Source organism: Stenotrophomonas maltophilia, from assembly GCF_047782825.1.
Taxonomy (GTDB): Bacteria; Pseudomonadota; Gammaproteobacteria; order Xanthomonadales; family Xanthomonadaceae; genus Stenotrophomonas.
The window spans coordinates 2,618,625-2,633,895 of sequence record NZ_CP180589.1 but is presented as its reverse complement, the minus strand read 5'-3'; the positions used below and the strand labels follow the sequence as shown (position 1 = coordinate 2,633,895).

15 protein-coding genes are annotated in these 15,271 nt (G+C 59.3%); 6 read left to right on the top strand and 9 right to left on the bottom strand.

The window, feature by feature from the left end; all coding sequences use genetic code 11:
* Positions 1–74: 74 nt before the first annotated feature.
* The 6 genes from ACM2ZB_RS12370 (at position 75) to ACM2ZB_RS12345 (ending at position 6,944) form a co-directional block, all read left to right on the top strand.
* Complete coding sequence (locus ACM2ZB_RS12370) at positions 75–1,337, top strand: glycosyltransferase family 4 protein (protein WP_416055647.1); 1,263 nt, start codon at positions 75–77, stop codon at positions 1,335–1,337.
* Positions 1,334–2,023, top strand: coding sequence for an NAD-dependent epimerase/dehydratase family protein (locus ACM2ZB_RS12365; protein WP_416055646.1), 690 nt, complete (start codon positions 1,334–1,336; stop codon positions 2,021–2,023). The genes ACM2ZB_RS12370 and ACM2ZB_RS12365 overlap by 4 nt, the downstream gene beginning before the upstream one ends.
* Positions 2,024–2,099: 76 nt before the next feature.
* Positions 2,100–2,843, top strand: a complete 744-nt coding sequence (locus ACM2ZB_RS12360; RefSeq protein ID WP_416055645.1) for a glycosyltransferase — start codon at positions 2,100–2,102, stop codon at positions 2,841–2,843.
* Entirely contained in the window at positions 2,840–4,303 is a 1,464-nt protein-coding gene (locus ACM2ZB_RS12355; protein WP_416055644.1) for a glycosyltransferase, read from the top strand. Before ACM2ZB_RS12360 ends, ACM2ZB_RS12355 begins: the two co-directional genes overlap by 4 nt.
* Positions 4,300–5,322 carry a UDP-glucose 4-epimerase GalE gene (gene galE / locus ACM2ZB_RS12350; RefSeq protein ID WP_416055643.1) on the top strand — a complete coding sequence of 341 codons (1,023 nt, stop codon included), beginning with the start codon at positions 4,300–4,302 and terminating at the stop codon, positions 5,320–5,322. The genes ACM2ZB_RS12355 and galE overlap by 4 nt, the downstream gene beginning before the upstream one ends.
* A 98-nt stretch (positions 5,323–5,420) precedes the next feature.
* Positions 5,421–6,944 carry a glucosyltransferase domain-containing protein gene (locus ACM2ZB_RS12345; RefSeq protein WP_416055642.1) on the top strand — a complete coding sequence of 508 codons (1,524 nt, stop codon included), beginning with the start codon at positions 5,421–5,423 and terminating at the stop codon, positions 6,942–6,944.
* Positions 6,945–6,950: 6 nt separating this feature from the next.
* On the opposite strand, the gene ACM2ZB_RS12340 is transcribed toward ACM2ZB_RS12345, so the two are convergent.
* From ACM2ZB_RS12340 to ACM2ZB_RS12300, 9 genes are all read right to left on the bottom strand, one after another.
* Positions 6,951–7,661, bottom strand: coding sequence for an acyltransferase family protein (locus tag ACM2ZB_RS12340; protein WP_416055641.1), 711 nt, complete (start codon positions 7,659–7,661; stop codon positions 6,951–6,953).
* Positions 7,662–7,694: 33 nt separating this feature from the next.
* A complete protein-coding gene (locus ACM2ZB_RS12335; RefSeq protein WP_416055640.1) occupies positions 7,695–7,979 on the bottom strand; it encodes a hypothetical protein in 285 nt (94 codons plus the stop codon).
* 88 nt (positions 7,980–8,067) lie between these two features.
* The gene (locus tag ACM2ZB_RS12330) at positions 8,068–8,457 is read right to left on the bottom strand and encodes a GtrA family protein (protein ID WP_416055639.1); all 390 of its coding nucleotides are present in this window, start codon (positions 8,455–8,457) and stop codon (positions 8,068–8,070) included.
* Between the two features lie 2 nt (positions 8,458–8,459).
* On the bottom strand, positions 8,460–9,392 hold the full coding sequence (locus ACM2ZB_RS12325) for a WxcM-like domain-containing protein (protein WP_416055638.1): 933 nt from the start codon (positions 9,390–9,392) through the stop codon (positions 8,460–8,462).
* Positions 9,389–10,348 (bottom strand): glycosyltransferase family 2 protein, encoded by a 960-nt coding sequence (locus ACM2ZB_RS12320; RefSeq protein WP_416055637.1) that lies wholly within the window; start codon positions 10,346–10,348, stop codon positions 9,389–9,391. Before ACM2ZB_RS12320 ends, ACM2ZB_RS12325 begins: the two co-directional genes overlap by 4 nt.
* Complete coding sequence (locus ACM2ZB_RS12315; RefSeq protein ID WP_416055636.1) at positions 10,333–11,436, bottom strand: DegT/DnrJ/EryC1/StrS family aminotransferase; 1,104 nt, start codon at positions 11,434–11,436, stop codon at positions 10,333–10,335. The genes ACM2ZB_RS12320 and ACM2ZB_RS12315 overlap by 16 nt, the downstream gene beginning before the upstream one ends.
* Before the next feature lie 194 nt (positions 11,437–11,630).
* Complete coding sequence (locus ACM2ZB_RS12310; RefSeq protein WP_416055635.1) at positions 11,631–12,569, bottom strand: electron transfer flavoprotein subunit alpha/FixB family protein; 939 nt, start codon at positions 12,567–12,569, stop codon at positions 11,631–11,633.
* Positions 12,569–13,315, bottom strand: coding sequence for an electron transfer flavoprotein subunit beta/FixA family protein (locus tag ACM2ZB_RS12305; protein WP_005407983.1), 747 nt, complete (start codon positions 13,313–13,315; stop codon positions 12,569–12,571). The genes ACM2ZB_RS12310 and ACM2ZB_RS12305 overlap by 1 nt, the downstream gene beginning before the upstream one ends.
* Positions 13,316–13,458: 143 nt before the next feature.
* Complete coding sequence (locus ACM2ZB_RS12300) at positions 13,459–15,111, bottom strand: hypothetical protein (RefSeq protein WP_416055634.1); 1,653 nt, start codon at positions 15,109–15,111, stop codon at positions 13,459–13,461.
* Positions 15,112–15,271: the final 160 nt, after the last annotated feature.

The following is a 15,271-nucleotide window of genomic DNA, read 5'->3' as shown; positions in this document are numbered from 1 at the left end:
TGGGGCGCATCCTTGCCTGGTTTTCGAGGAGGCTGGAAGGAGTAGCTGCTGCGGTATCGCACGAGCAGCCGGAGATGCCGTCGTGGCTGCGGGAGGAGATGGTGGCGCTGGCAAGTGTGGAACCGGGGCTGCTGTCTGATCGTGGCGCTCCAGACCACTATCAACACTATGGGATTCCCGTCATAGCCCAGCCCGGCGAGATCTATCGTCAGCTGGTGTCTGAGGTGGGCGAGAACCCGTACACACACGTAATGATCCTGCCATGGCTGGTCCACGGTGGTGCTGATCGGGGTGCGCTTTATCACCTTGAAGCGTGGTCCGAGACCATGCCGGCACGCGATATTCTGGTTCTTCTGACCGAGAGTGGAGAATCCGCCTGGGCTCACCGCGTGCCCGCGGGTGTGAGAGTTGTTGAGTTCGGAAAGATTACGGGTTCGATGGGTATAGAGGGGCAAGTGCAACTGATGACTCGCTTGCTGGTACAGCTGAAGCCGCAGGTCGTGCACAACATCAACTCGCGAACTGCTTGGGAATCAATCAAGAGGTACGGCCTTGCGCTGCGGCAACGTTCGCGGATATACGCGTCGTTGTTCTGTGACGATCATGATGAGAACATGGTTCCCGTGGGATACGCACGCCGCTTTCTGCGGCCCTGCTACCCGCACCTGACCAAGGTCTTTTGCGACAACTCCGTGTATCCAAAGCGGTGGTCCAGAGAGATTGGCGTTCCAGGCGAACTTTTCACAATCTTGAAGTTCCCATACGATCGTGGAGTCTTAGAAAAAGTAGATCAGTTCGATCTGCCGGCATCCCCACGCGTCCTGTGGGCCGGGCGGTTTGATCGGCAGAAGCGGCCTGACGTTCTGCTTGCAGTTGCTAACGCGATGCCTGACGTAATGTTCGATGTTCACGGTGTGTCTGTCCTTGGACCTCCGCACCCCGCCATGGAACAGTTGGGGGCCCTGTCCAACGTGACGTTGCACGGTCCCTTTGCACGTTTTGATGGGATCGTGCGATCAGATCATGCTGCCTATCTCTTTACGTCGTCCTGGGAAGGGATGCCCACAATTCTGCTCGACGCAGCTGCCGCTGGTTTGCCAATCGTTGCGCCCGCCGTAGGCGGTGTCGTTGATTTGATAGAAAGAGACTGGCTGGTTGATGAATCTGATGATGTGGGCGCTCATGTTCAGCGTCTGCGGTCCCTGATTTCCGAGCCTCAAACAAGAAGGTTGCGGAGGGCCCGCCAGTATCGCGCCCTTTCGAGTGGACGCAGTTGGGAGGATTTTCGCGCCGCCATTCGTTCGATTGAAGGCTACGCCGGGAACGACCGGGCATGATCATTGGTCGTGGAATGGTCGCAACTGCGTTTGCTCCCGCCTGGCAGGATGACCGACAAGTGTGCATCCTGGCTGCTGGCGTATCGAATTCGAGGGAGCAGGACCCGGCGCAGTTCGAGCGCGAGGAGCTGCTGTTGCAAAATGTAATGGCAACCGATGTTGCCCGAGTTGTGTACTTTGGCAGCTGCGCAGTGGGTAACCCGAACGAGACCGAGAGCCCCTATCTCCTTCACAAGCGGCGGATGGAGAGTCTGGTCATCGCAGATCCACGCGGGCGCGTCCTGCGCTTGCCCCAGGTGGTGGGGCAGGGTGGAAACCCAGGGACGCTGACCAACTTTCTAAGTGCGCGGATTTCCAGTGGGGAGTACTTCGAGGTTTGGAGAAACGCGGAGCGCAACCTTATTGATATCGATGATGTCTGCGCGCTGGCCACTCATGTCATTCGGAACGATGAAAGATATCCCAAGGTAATGTCCATTGCCGCGCCAACGTCAACCCCCATGTTGTCCCTAGTTCAAGCCATGGAGGACTCGCTAGGCAGGCCGGGAAACTACTGTCTGCTCGACAAGGGAACTCCATTCATGATTGACACGGTTGACTGCGCCAGGGCCGCAAACGAGATCGGCATGGGTTTCAGCGGGGATTATTACAAGAGAGTCATACGCAAGTACTATTCCACAACCTGATGCGTAGCTCTCCATGAGGCCGGACCGAATGGATTGGCGCTAGTCGCGACCACCTGAACACTTTTATGGACTCCCGATGCCAAACCCTCATTTGAGTGCGATCGTCACCTTTCACAAGGAAGGCCTGCTTGCACACACAGCGTTGCGGTCGTACGTGCTCTCCCGCGCTGTGGCGCGGAAGGCTGGCTGGCATGTACAGCTGGTTCTCGTTCTGGACAATGCTGACGAAGCTACAAGCAGCTACGTAAAGGGCCATAGCTGCCTCGATGGATCCGAATGCATCGTTGAAACCAATGTCGCTGACTTGGCTTTGGCACGAAACGTCGGGGTAGCCCATGCGGCCGGCGACTACGTGTGTACGCTCGACGGTGATGACCTGATTTCGCGGGAGTACTTTGTCAGCCATCTAGAGGCCGCAGCTCAGCGGGGGGGGCGCTTCATTCTGCATCCAGAACTCGTTCTCAGTTTCGGGATGTATAACGCCTTCAATTGGCAGCCGGATCAGCAGGGCCCCTACTTCGACGCCGCGTCAATGCTCTCGGTCAATCCCTGGATCAGTGCGGCTTTCTCAACCCGGCGCATGTTCGAAGAGATTCCCTACGTGGCATGCTATCCCAGCATCACCGGCTTCGGGTACGAGGACTGGTACTGGAACTGCGAGACAATAGCGCGCGGTGTTGTGCACGGGATTGCGCCGCACAGCGCTTATTTCTACAGGCGAAAGGTTTCTGGATCCCTCAATCAGGCGAGCCATGCGATGAGAACAGTGATTCCAAAGACAGCCTACTTTGAACCAAACTGTGCGGCGGGCAAAGAATGAGCGTAATCCGTCGCGTACTGGGAGCTCTTTGTCGAACCCTCGGCAAGATCAAGCGCACGCTCAAAGCAGCGATGCTGCGTCAACCTACGTCCGCTGGGGCTGCGGAGGCACGCCCTGTGCATAACGCCTCTAGTGTGCCGACGATGCCGGAATGGTTGCAGGATGAGATCTACGCAATAGGAAGCCTTGATCCGGATCTGGTTCCTCCCGGAGAGGTTCTGGATCGGTATCAGTTCTACTCCGTGCCATCGTTGCCGGCGGCAGGTATGGCCTATGCAGAACTGCTCATGCATCTGAATGGTGCGAGTTTCACCCATGTGCTGGTGGTTCCATGGCTCAAGCAGGGCGGTGCTGATCGCGGAATTCTTTACCATGCGCAGGCCATACTTGAATCGGAGGGTCGTAACCGGCTGCTGGTGATCGGCACTGAGCCTGGAGATTCACCATGGGCGTCGCGCTTGCCGTCGTCTGCAGTGTACATTTCCCTTGGAAATATCGTGGGGCATTTGTCCCTAGACGATCAGGTGCGCGTGTTGGTGCGTCTGCTTGTTCAGCAGCGCCCGCACGTCATCCATATTGTCAACTCGCGGGTCGGGTGGGAGGCGGTGCGTCACTATGGAATGGCATTGCGTCAGCACTCGGCTCTTTACGCTTCGTTGTTCTGTGATGACTACAGCGAGAGGATGTTGCCGGTCGGTTATGCGCGTGACTACCTGCGCGACTGTCATGCTGCGTTCAATACCATCTTCAGCGACAACTCGCAGTATCCGAGGATATGGAGCGAAGATCTTGGGATTCCGCAGAGGTGCTTTACTGTCCTGCCATTCCCTTATGATGGCAACGTAGCGCCTTTGGGCTCAAAGGGCAGGTCAGAGGAAGGGGCGCGACGTGTTCTCTGGGCGGGACGCCTTGATCGCCAGAAGCGCCCTGATATCTTGGCAAAGATCGCAGAGGCCATGCCGCATGTCGAATTTGACGTGTTCGGCACGCAGGTCATGTCTGGCAGTAGCTCGGTGATTCAGCAGCTCAGCGCGCTGCCGAACGTAACGCTTCACGGTGAGTTCCAGCGTCTTGAGGCGGTCGCCAGCGGGAGTCATTTTGCTTACCTGCACACAAGTGCGTGGGAGGGAACGCCTACGATCCTCTTTGATGCTGCATCTTCCATGCTTCCGATCTGTGCGCCCGCGGTTGGCGGAATTGTAGACTTTCTCGAGCCAACATCCCTCGTCGCTGACTACGAGGATGTCGCCGCATTCGTTTCACAACTGGAAACCTTGCGCTTGTCTCCACTGGAACGAGAACTTCGTGTGTCGAGGCAGCTTGAAACGTTGAGACAGACTAGGCAGTGGGTGGGGTTCACCTCCAAATTGGCGGGCGCCGGCTCGTACCTCGGCAATGCGCCTCAGGGTGCTGTTCTTTCCGCAGTTGGACAAGCAGCAGACAGTGGGAACATCACGTGAAGGTCCTAGTCACTGGCGGCGCAGGTTACATTGGCTCACACACGGTGGTCGAGCTACTCGATCGCGGTCATGATGTGCACGTTGTTGACAGCTTTCGTAACAGCGACCGGAGCGTAATAGATCGTATCGCTCGGCTCGCCGGCAAGCCTGTGCCATTCTCCGAACTGGATGTCCTTGACAGTTCGAAGCTCACGCGCACTTTGATGGAGACTCGTCCAGACGCCGTGATCCATTTTGCCGCATTGAAATCTGTTGGCGAAAGCATCTCAATGCCGCTGGATTACTACAGAGTCAATGTTGAGGGAACCATCTCACTGCTCTCGGCGATGGAAGATGCGGGTTGCAACAGGCTTGTTTTCAGCTCATCAGCGACTATCTATGGCGAGCCCGAAAAATGCCCTGTTCCGGAGACAGCTCCTTTACGGCCGCCGACGCCTTATGGGCGCACAAAACTTGCTTCCGAATGGGTTATTCGCGACTGCGTGGAAGCCCCGAACAGTAAATTGAGCGCCATCCTGCTACGGTACTTCAATCCTGTGGGTGCGCATCCGAGTGGCATGATCGGGGAGTTGCCACGTGGTCTTCCCAACAATCTTGCGCCCTATATAGCGCAGACTGCGGCCGGTCTCCGATCACATGTACGAGTGTTTGGTGCGGACTACCCAACGCCGGACGGCACGGGAGTCAGGGACTTCATCCACGTGGTTGATCTGGCTGCAGCGCACGTAGCGGCGTTGCATGTATTGGATGGTCCCGCTGGCAGCGCGCTGGCCTTTAATTTGGGCTCAGGGCGCCCCTATTCGGTACTGGAGATGATCCAGGCCTTCAGTGATGTTGTCGGTTCGGCTGTCCCATATGAAATCGTAGAGCGGCGTGCTGGAGATATCGTTGAATCCTGGGCAGACCCATCCGTGGCAGAGGCGCGTCTTAATTGGCGGGCTACCCGCTCGCTCAAAGAGATCTGTGAGGATGCATGGCGTTGGCAGTGCAACCTGTCGAGCGGAGCTTTGGATGGCTGACCAGTACAGTCCACCCAGATCTGTATACTGCTGCCCGAGGCTTGCAGGCTGCTGATCAATGCCTGCACATTGGTTGTTACAGATCAGGGGTGTAGTGAATGCGATACGTTCTTGCCATGCGGTCCGAGACGGATCCTGTTCCGCTGTCGGAACTGATGCGTGGCCTATGGGGCATCTGCGCTGCCGTGGCGGTGGCTTGCATTTTTGCGCGTATGCCCTTCCTGATCGCACCTGGGCTGTCCATCGACTCCTACTCCAACCTCGACGGTTGGCCGCCGATGGAAAGGTTTGTAAGCCAAGGCCGCTTCGGGCAGTTTCTGCTATTTCAGGCGATGCAGGGCCTGGGTGTAGACCCAGAGACGTTCGCCACCCTCTTCCAAGGTGTCGGATTGGCTTGCTTCGCCTTCACCGCTCCTCTCTTCTTCGCTGCGTTCGACAAGCCTCGTGAGACAAAAGCCTTTGCTGTCTGTCTTCCTGCGCTGCTGTTGGTGTTGCATCCCTTTCAGGCGGAAATTCTGACGTTCTCCGAGGCGTCATTCTCTGCGCTGTTGGCGATTGCGCTGGGGATTGCTGCAGTGTTCATCACGGTCCGCGCGCAGCGCATGTGGTGGTTAGGCTGTGTGCTGTTGATCCTTGCACTTTCGATGTACCAGCTCGTACTTAACTATGTTGGGATCATGGTGCTGGTTGGGCTTGTGAGGGCGTGCGTTGAGGTTCCACCCGTCGCAGGCCCTCGTTGGAGACACTATCTACCGACGGCGGTAGCGACTGCAACCACCGCGCTTGCCGTCGTTCTATATCTGATCATCAATAAGATCTTCATCTCCATGCTTGGTGTGCAGGTCGATCAACGTGGTCAGATGATCCCTCTTGATCAGCTGGGTGCCCGGCTCGATGAGATTGCGGAGCTCGCAAAGTGGGTGCTCACCCGCCCCCTTCTGGTGCAAACAGCTTCTTCCGTCCGCACCGCCTTTTGGGCGTTGGCCATCGGTGGCTGGGTGACTGTGTGCTGGTTGCTCCTGCGCAACTGGCGCAGGGAAACGCCAGTTGCCTTGGCGATGGTGATATTGGCACCTTTGGTTGGCTTGGGTGTCGTAATGGTCGGTGCGACCTGGTGGCCGGTTCCTCGAGTGCTGGGTGGCCTCGTGGCGCTCTTCGCCGCCGGGTGTTTCTGGATCTGCCTTTATGCAAGGAACTCCGCGACCCGTGTCTCGGTCTGCCTGCTGGCAGGGCTCTTGCTGATCTCTTCGATTGCGATAGGTCATCGAGTCCACAATGACCAGCGGCAGTTGAACGCCTTTGACTCATTCCTGGCTGAGCAGATCTTGGCGTCCCTGAGGGCGCTTGATGACTATAGAGAGCAAACTCCCGTCGCGGTGGTGAATACCAAGATGCGTTGGACGCATGGTGTATCCCTTGCCACGACGTGGATGGACATGAACATCTCCGCTTTCTACGTATCCAGCGCGATCCCAGCGCGGATGACCCTTTCCACGGGTCGCAAGCTGAACTTCCGGCAGGCCACTGAGCAGGACATTGCTGCTTGTGCAAATGCAGTTGCGTGGCCCGAGCGTGGGTTCGTGTCAATCCAGACGGATGGGAGTGCCCTCGTCTGTCTCTGAGTCCGCTTACTTACTTGCAGGCTCCTGGGCGGTGCGTGCCTTCGGCATGGTCGACGCGATGCGCAGGACGCGTAGCATCAAAGTTCTGGCCTGCACTTCGATAAACAGATGAAGGGCAATGCTTGCGCTGACTGCGGCAACCATTACGGTCGCCTGTGCTACTTGAAGGCCAAACGCCTCGACCAGCGGCGGCTGAAGAACAAGTTTGAAGTAGTACTGGTGTATCAGGTAGAAGGCGAATGATGCTTCGCCCAGTAGGATAGGGAAGCGCCACCGTATCCCTGCACCGAGCTGCTCCAAACGGGCGAGCGCCACGACAACGATCACGAAGATCGCCGCATACGGCATGACCCGTATCAACGGGCTCTTCTCTTGGAACCCCATGGTGAGCACGGCTGCCGTGGTGGCGAGCAGCAGCACTCCCGCCCAGACCCCGCGGTTTCGCCATGGGTTGTAGCGGGCTACCAAGACAAGGCTGCCTATTCCGGCGATGAACTCGCCTAGCCGGACCAGTGGCGAGCGGTCCAGCCACCGATGAGAGCTGTCAGGGTTCGACGATGCAAGTGCCGCCAACTCTGGCTTGAACTCGTAGTACAGCGCCGCGACACTTGGTATGAGCAACCCGCCAATGATAAGAGCCGGTCCCAGCCATCGGCTACGAAATGGCGCAACGACAGCGGCGATGAATGGAAAGGTCAGGTAGAAGAAGAGTTCCACCGAGAGTGTCCACGCTACTGCCAAGAGCGCAAACTAAACATTGACCTTCCCACTCCAGGCTTGTGTAAACGTAAGGTAAGACCGCAGTCGGGGATCACCCTCCAGCGCGGCTTTGATGATGAATGGAGCCGACGCGAGCAGCCAGAGTGGAAGAATTCTTGCGCAGCGCTTCCAGTAGAACGAAAGCGTTGAGCCGACGCCCAGCCCGGAGAGCTTTTCCAAGTTCGAGGCGGCGAGCACGAAGTCGCTCAGAACGAAGAAGAACGAAACACCTACATGCCCGTTGGACGCGAAATTCCGGGAGAAGTCGTTCGGCATGGATGTATACTCCATGGCGGACGTAAACGAGCAGTGCCGCAATGAAGCGGGCTGCAGTCAGATTGTTTAGGCGTTGGCTATCCATCTGCTAGACACGAGGCTTAGCGCGTTTGGCCGAAAGCACAAGTTTCGTCAGGACGAACGACAGCGGCAGGGTGGCGCAGATTGAGAGAAGTGGCGCAATCGTTTTGCTGACGCCAAATCCAGACACCGCAGCGTGCAGCACAATCGCGCCCGCCAGGTAGGTGATCAGGTAAACCAGCGGAAACAGCAGCAACTTGCGCATGCTGTGCTGTGCACGGAAGACAAACCGGGTGTTGATCAGATAACTGAGCAGAATGCCGGAGGCGAAACTGATCGCATAAGCAATGCGGTAGTCCATGATGAGCAGCAGCAACCAGTAGAGCACGAACGTGCTGCCTGTGTTGAGGGCACCGCCCGCTAGAAAGCGGGCGATGGTTGCAAGCGATGCGTGCAATGTCAGCTCGCTGCGACCGCGGTCAGGCTGATGAACTCATCATACTGCCTGATGTACTCATCGCTGTCGTAATTCTCGGACGCAAAGACCAGCAGAACGGCGCCAGGGGAGTACTGGTATTGGGTGCCCCAGATCATGGGGGGCAGGTGCAGGCCCACGCTTGGCGAATCCAAGGTGAACTCTTCGCGGCGGGTGCCGTCGTCTGCGAGCACCCGGACGCTGCCTTTTACGCAGATCAGGAACTGATGGCAAATCCGATGGGCGTGTTCGCCGCGGGTTTCCTGGCTGGGAACATCGAAGACAAGGAAGTATCGCTTGGGTTCGAACGGCAGGTCCTTAGAGAATTCACCGACCGACAGCGCACCTCGGAGGTCTTGATAACGAGGGAGCTTATGCAGCTTCACGCCCGTAACCGAACTGTCTCTGGCTTCGTCCATAGCCACCTGCGGTAGACGACGCTGTGCGTGGCTATCGGTTACATATCCGACGATTCGTGCAGGATTGCCCACGACAATCGCGTTCGGAGGTACCGAGCGGGTGATGACTGCGCCAGCGCCGACCATGGCGCCGCTGCCTATCCGAATTCCAGGGAGAATCGTGGCGTTTGCCCCAATGGACGCGCCAGCCTCTACGAAGGTTTCTGGATACGCCTCGGGATGCTGGCGTGACCTGGGGAACCGGTCGTTCGTGAAGGTGGCATTGGGGCCGACGAACACGTCGTTACCCAGCCTCACACCGTCCCATAGCTGGACCCCGCACTTGACGGTAACGCGGTCACCTACAATGACATTGCCTTCAACGAAGACGCCATCGCAGATGTTGCAGTCCTCGCCGATCACGGCCCCGGGCAGGACATGAGCAAAGGCCCAGATTCGGGTGCCCTTGCCAATGTTCTCAGATTCACAAAGTGAATTGGGATGGCAGTAATGGTTCATGAGTCGCGCTCCGTGAAGGTTTCCAGAGATTGCAAGATGGAAAGAGGGCGTGCCTTGGTGTTTTCGAAGGTGCGCCAAGCATAGGCGCCCACGACACCCAGGCCCAATGAATTCAATGCGCCAAAGAAGAGGATGGCCACCATCGTGCCGGCGTAGCCGGGAACGGCAACCAGGCCGGAGATCTTCGCAGCAAGAATAAGAACTGAAAGGCCGACACCTGCACCGAGGGACAACACCCCGAGGCCCATGAGCAGTCGAATTGGGAGGTCCGTAAAGGAAAAGACGCTGTCGGACAGGTAGCGCAGCTTCTTCTTGAGCGTCCAGGCACTCTTCCCGTGTTCACGACGAAGCCGTCTGTAAGGCACGAACTGGCGTCGCCCACCCAGCCAGAAAAGTTGAGCGAGCAGGCTCGTGTTGCTTTCTTTCAATTGAAGCAGCCGGTCACGCATCGAGTGGGTGACGGCGAAGATATCCACGCCACCCTTCGGGATATCGGGCATGACGAAGCGCCGATACAGTGCCCAGAATGCTTCCGATGCCAGCTTGGAGAGGCCGGGATCATCCCGCGACTCCCGCACTCCCATCGCGATGTCCGTGTCTCCGGCCGCAAGCGCCTTGAAAAGATCAAGCACCAGTTCTGGAGGCTCTTGGAGATCGGCTGCCATGACCGCGATGATTGAGTTCATGGCGTGCTCCAGCCCGACTCGGATAGCCGAGAACGCGCCGAAGTTTCTGGACAACGCGATCAACTGCGAATCAAATCCGGCAGCTGGAAGCTGCTCGCGTAGCCGCGCATAGCTTTGATCCGGGCTGCCGTCGACAACGAAGACCGCTTCAAATGGTACCTGTGCGCTCGACTTGATGGACGCCAGTGCAGCGATCAACTTTTCGATTGACCCTTCGTTGCCGTAGACCGGCACGACGACGGTCAGCGTTGGAATCAGAAGCTGTTGCATGCTTCGATCACGCGATCAACTTCCACGTCGGTCAGCTCCGGGAAGCAGGGAAGAGTAATCACCTCAGCGCAGTCCAGTTCGGTGACGGGCAGATCCAGGGTAGCGAAACGCCCGTTGTGGCACGGCTGGCGATGATCGGGAATCGGGTAGTGGATGTCGGTCTGGACGCCCAAGTTGGCAAGGTGCTGCTGGAGCGCGGCCCGTGCCTCGCTGCGCACGACATAAAGGTGCGCAACATACGACTCGCCAGTGCTTTGGTTTACGCGAATCTTCGGATTGGTGATGCCAGAACTGTAGCGCTGCGCAACTTCCCGGCGGCGCTTGTTCCACTGGTCCAAGTGCGGAAGCATCAGCAGAAGCATGCTCGCCTGCATTTCATCCAGGCGGCTGTTGCGGCCGCCGGCCAATCCGTTGGTGTACTTCTGTGTCCAGCCGTACTGACGCAGCATGCGGACGCGCTCGGCCAGGTCGGCGCGGCGGGTGACTACGGCACCGCCATCGCCTAGGGCGCCAAGGTTCTTGGTCGGGTAGAAGCTGAAACTGGCGATGTCACCGAACGAGCCCGCCAGACCGTTCGCGTTGCGTGCGCCATGGGCCTGGGCGCAGTCTTCCACCAGGCCCACGCCATGGGCTTTGCAAAGCGCCGAAATGGCTTCGACGTCAGCCAGTTGGCCGTAAATGTGGGTGAGGATGACGGCCTTGATGCCGCCAGTGACCAGTACAGCTTCCAGCAGCGCCGGGTCCATGGTCGCTGTACCCTCGACGATGTCGACGAAGACCGGTTCCGCGCCACACGCCAGCACCGCCGATGTGCCGTACATCGCTGCATTCGCAATTACCGCAACGCGGTCCTGTGCGGTTACTCCCAAAGCGCGAAGTGACAGTTCCAGCGCATCGGTACCGTTGGCAACGCTGATACAGTGATCCACCCCGCAGTAATTGGCAAAGGCGGACTCGAACGATCGGACATTCGGACCCAGGACAAAATAGCCACTGCCAACCACCTCGGTCGCCGCTGCCGCGAGTGCATCCTTCAAGGGTTCGATATGACGTGACAGGGAGTTGACTGGAATGGCTTCAGGCGACATTAGTATCGAATCTGCGTTGGATGGAAGGAATCGTCTGGGGAATCCGGAAGGCGCTCAGCGCTGAACGGACCTGCGCCGGTCGGCCAATCGCCGAAGGCACCGGAATTGTACTCACTCCTCGCGGCTGCTCCCATGCAGGCAAGGGACAATCTACGGGCGGTTGCCATCCGATAGCGAATGGCAACCGCGTAGCGTCAAAGGGCTGCTTCCAGCTCCGGCAGGATCGCAAACAGATCCCCCACCAACCCGATGTCGGCAATCTCAAAGATCGGCGAGTCCGCATCCTTGTTGATCGCCACGATCGTGCCGGCATCCTTGATGCCGGTCAGGTGCTGGATCGCACCGCTGATGCCGACGGCCACATACAGCTCCGGCGCGATGATCTTGCCGGTCTGGCCGACCTGCAGGTCGCTGGGCACGTAGCCGGCGTCGACCGCGGCGCGCGAGGCACCCACGGCGGCGCCGAGCTTGTCGGCCAGCTGGAAGATGACCTTGAAGTTCTCTTCCGAACCGACGCCACGGCCACCGGAGACCACGCGCTTGGCGCTCTGCAGGTCCGGGCGGTCGCTGGCACCGGCGGCCAGGCCGACAAAGCGGGTGTGGGCCGGCAGGGCGGCATCGACGCTGGCCGCTTCAACGGCGGCGCTGCCACCCTGGGCCGCTTCCGGCCACGACGCGGCGCGCACGGTGGCGACCACGATCTGGTCGGCCGGGGCTTCGACGGTGATGATGGCGTTGCCGGCGTAGATCGGGCGCTTGAAGGTATGGCTGCCTTCCACGGCCATCAGGTCGGACACCTGGTTGACGCCCAGCAGGGCGGCCACGCAGGGCATCAGGTCCTTGCCGAAGGTGGTGGACGGGCCGAACACGTGGCTGTAGCCCTTGGCCAGCTGCGCGATCTGCGGGGCCAGCACCTGGGCGATGGCCTGCGCGTTGGCGGCGTTGGCCACGGTCAGGACCTTGGCCACGCCGGCGATCTTCGCGGCTTCAGCGGCCACGGCGGCCGGGTCGGCGGCCAGTACCAGCACGTCGATGCTGGCACCGCTGATGGCGGCGGCAGCGCTGACGGTCTTGGCGGTGGCGGCGTTGAGCTTGCCGTCGTGGTGTTCGGCGATGACGAGAATCTTGCTCATTACAGCAGCCCCTTCTGCTTGAGTGCGGCAACCAGTTCGGCCGCGTCCTTGACCATCACGCCCTTGCTGCGCTTGGACGGCGCGGCGTACTGGGTGGTCTTGAAGGTGTCGGCGGCTTCAACGCCGAGGTCGGCCAGCTGCAGGGTTTCCAACGGCTTGGCCTTGGCCTTCATGATGTCCGGCAGCTTGATGAAGCGCGGCTCGTTCAGGCGCAGGTCGGTGGTGACCACGGCCGGCAGATCGACTTCCAGCGTTTCCAGGCCGGCGTCGACTTCACGGGTGACCGTGGCCTTGCCGTCGGCAATGTCCAGCTTGCTGGCAAAGGTTGCCTGCGGGCGGCCCCAGAGCGTGGCCAGCATCTGGCCGGTCTGGTTGGCATCGTCATCGATGGCCTGCTTGCCCAGGATGACCAGGTCCGGCTGTTCCTTCTCGACCAGCTTGAGCAGGGTGCGCGCGGCGGTCAGCGGCTGGATGGCCTGGTCGGTAACGACGTGAATGGCACGGTTTGCGCCCATGGCAAGGCCATTGCGCAGGTGGGCCTGGGCGTCGGCCGGGGCGATGGTGGCCACCACCACTTCGCTGGCGATGCCCTTGTCGCGCAGGCGCAGGGCTTCTTCCAGGGCGATTTCATCGAAGGGGTTGGGCGACAGTTTGACGCCGTCGGTGACCACGCCGGAACCGTCCGGCTTGACCTGAATGCGGACGTTGTAGTCCACCACGCGCTTGTACGCGACGAGGATTTTCATCTGGTGCAGGATCCTTGTAGGGCCGACCACTGGCCGGCTCGCAAAACGGGGGAACATCCGGCTTCCGTAAAGGCGGCCGGCTCGGGGGTGGGATCTGGATTCTAACTGGCTCCGCGCCACCATGCGAATGCGTATGGTGGCGGCTACTCAATCCCGCACGCACTGCCGCCTTCCCTCACTTTCCGGTAAACGTTCCCACCAAATGTCCCGTACGCCCTGTTGGGATCAACGGCGACTTCGCCGAACTTGGTATACAAGCCGGTCGCACGTACGGCCGCATCGAGGATGTCTGCACCGGGGAATTCGGTGCGGTTGGAGGTCAAAATGACGTCCGGCGAGCAGGCTTGGAGGGCCGCAGTCAAGTGGTTACCGTCCATATGCCCCTTGATAAGGGCCAAGCTCAGGTCGCTTAGCGCGGGTGATGGGGGGCGGAGATCGGTTAGCGGAAACAGTGGATACATGAAGCCACTCACACTGAGAGTCCCACCCTCAGGCGCAGCGCCGCGAATCAAATCGGCGGCGATGAGGTAATTGGTCCCCTCGTGCTGATCTTCACTCCACCCCATCTCAGCTGTGCGGCGAGCGTCTTTCAAGCCGGCCGGCAGGAGGCTGACCATTTGCCACGCAGGCACAAGCGAAAGCGCCGCCGCAACAGTCAGTGCCCCCGTTGCTGCTGATCGCCAGCGCCCGGCAGGCAATGACCGCCATGTCCACGCACACAAACCGGCCATTCCTGGTAGGCATGCGGAAAAATGGTATGCGAACCCGATCTTCGAGGCAGGTTCGATAAGCGGGAGCAGTGACGCAACCAGCCAAAACGCAGCTCGGCCGTAGACTGGTCGCCTTTGGGTTCTCAGGCTCCCTGGCAGTAATGCCACCAGCGCAAGAGCTGTCAAGAGGAGCGGAATGCTAGCGAACTGCATGGCTGTGGTCGCTCCGCTTAGAAACAGCGCATTCTTCTGACCTTGAAGCGCGGCAAAGCTGATGGCCGCGTCTTGATAGGACTCAATCAGGCCTGTGACTCCTCCGCGCGCGCTCAGCACGACCAAAAGGATGATGACAGCGGTCAGCGCCGCGCCACCGCACAGCGCAATGGTGCTGCGGAAACCGTGTCGGATCCAGACCGCGACGACGGCCAGCAGGGCAAAAGGTGCGAACGACTCCCGCAGCAGCACACATGCCGCGACCAGCGCACCTATCACAGCCCATCTGGATCGAGTGACTGTGTCGGCCTGAGAGAGCAGCATGGCCAGAAAAAGCGGTAGATAGGCCACGAAAAAACTGTTCTTGAAGCCGTTCTGAATGAAGGGGCTGGCGTTCATTGCCAGCAGGAACGAGACCGAAAGGAGAGCGGCCACCGGAAGACTTCCGGACTCTCGAACGAGCACTCTGAAGAAGAGAAGCCCGCTTGCTACGGCGATCAGCAGATCCACGATCCGCAGGAGGACGAACGGGTTCTCTGGCAGGGAAAACACCCACGACGTTAGCATCGGATACAACATCAGGTAGCCGTCGCCAGGCAACCCTTGACCGCTGGCCAATGAATCACCAATACGCATGGCAAAGTAGGCGTAGTAGCCTTCATCGGTCAGTGGGAAACCCGAGAGACCGGCAATGCGCGGTACGCCCACCGCAATGATCACAGTGGCAACTGCAACAAGGGATGCCCGTGCACTCCAGTGTCGAGGATGATCAAGAGGTCGAACTGGGTTCACGTGTAGTTTTCCAGAAGGCTGAGTGGCGGTTCGGTAGAGCGCAGGGAAGCTTAACAGTGCTAGAACGAGGAGGGCTTCCATTGGGAGCCCTGTCCCCATGTCCGGGTTTTAACGAAAATGTAACGCGCCCGTTGCGCGCGGGCGGCAGTTTCACGCAGGTTGGGCCCGCGGGACAGCCTCCGATGTATTCTGTGCCCCTTGTGCGAATCGTGCATGGCTGCCTCTGCTGGGGTCTCACGTG

Bases quoted from the DNA above. Each gene is read 5' to 3' on its own strand.
- ACM2ZB_RS12370 (WP_416055647.1), top strand. From the start codon at position 75: ATGCCGTCGTGGCTGCGGGAGGAGATGGTGGCGCTGGCAAGTGTGGAA.
- ACM2ZB_RS12365 (WP_416055646.1), top strand. From the start codon at position 1,334: ATGATCATTGGTCGTGGAATGGTCGCAACTGCGTTTGCTCCCGCCTGG.
- ACM2ZB_RS12360 (WP_416055645.1), top strand. From the start codon at position 2,100: ATGCCAAACCCTCATTTGAGTGCGATCGTCACCTTTCACAAGGAAGGC.
- ACM2ZB_RS12355 (WP_416055644.1), top strand. From the start codon at position 2,840: ATGAGCGTAATCCGTCGCGTACTGGGAGCTCTTTGTCGAACCCTCGGC.
- ACM2ZB_RS12345 (WP_416055642.1), top strand. From the start codon at position 5,421: ATGCGATACGTTCTTGCCATGCGGTCCGAGACGGATCCTGTTCCGCTG.
- ACM2ZB_RS12335 (WP_416055640.1), bottom strand. From the start codon at position 7,979: ATGCCGAACGACTTCTCCCGGAATTTCGCGTCCAACGGGCATGTAGGT.
- ACM2ZB_RS12325 (WP_416055638.1), bottom strand. From the start codon at position 9,392: ATGAACCATTACTGCCATCCCAATTCACTTTGTGAATCTGAGAACATT.
- ACM2ZB_RS12320 (WP_416055637.1), bottom strand. From the start codon at position 10,348: ATGCAACAGCTTCTGATTCCAACGCTGACCGTCGTCGTGCCGGTCTAC.
- ACM2ZB_RS12315 (WP_416055636.1), bottom strand. From the start codon at position 11,436: ATGTCGCCTGAAGCCATTCCAGTCAACTCCCTGTCACGTCATATCGAA.
- ACM2ZB_RS12310 (WP_416055635.1), bottom strand. From the start codon at position 12,569: ATGAGCAAGATTCTCGTCATCGCCGAACACCACGACGGCAAGCTCAAC.
- ACM2ZB_RS12305 (WP_005407983.1), bottom strand. From the start codon at position 13,315: ATGAAAATCCTCGTCGCGTACAAGCGCGTGGTGGACTACAACGTCCGC.
- ACM2ZB_RS12300 (WP_416055634.1), bottom strand. From the start codon at position 15,111: ATGGAAGCCCTCCTCGTTCTAGCACTGTTAAGCTTCCCTGCGCTCTAC.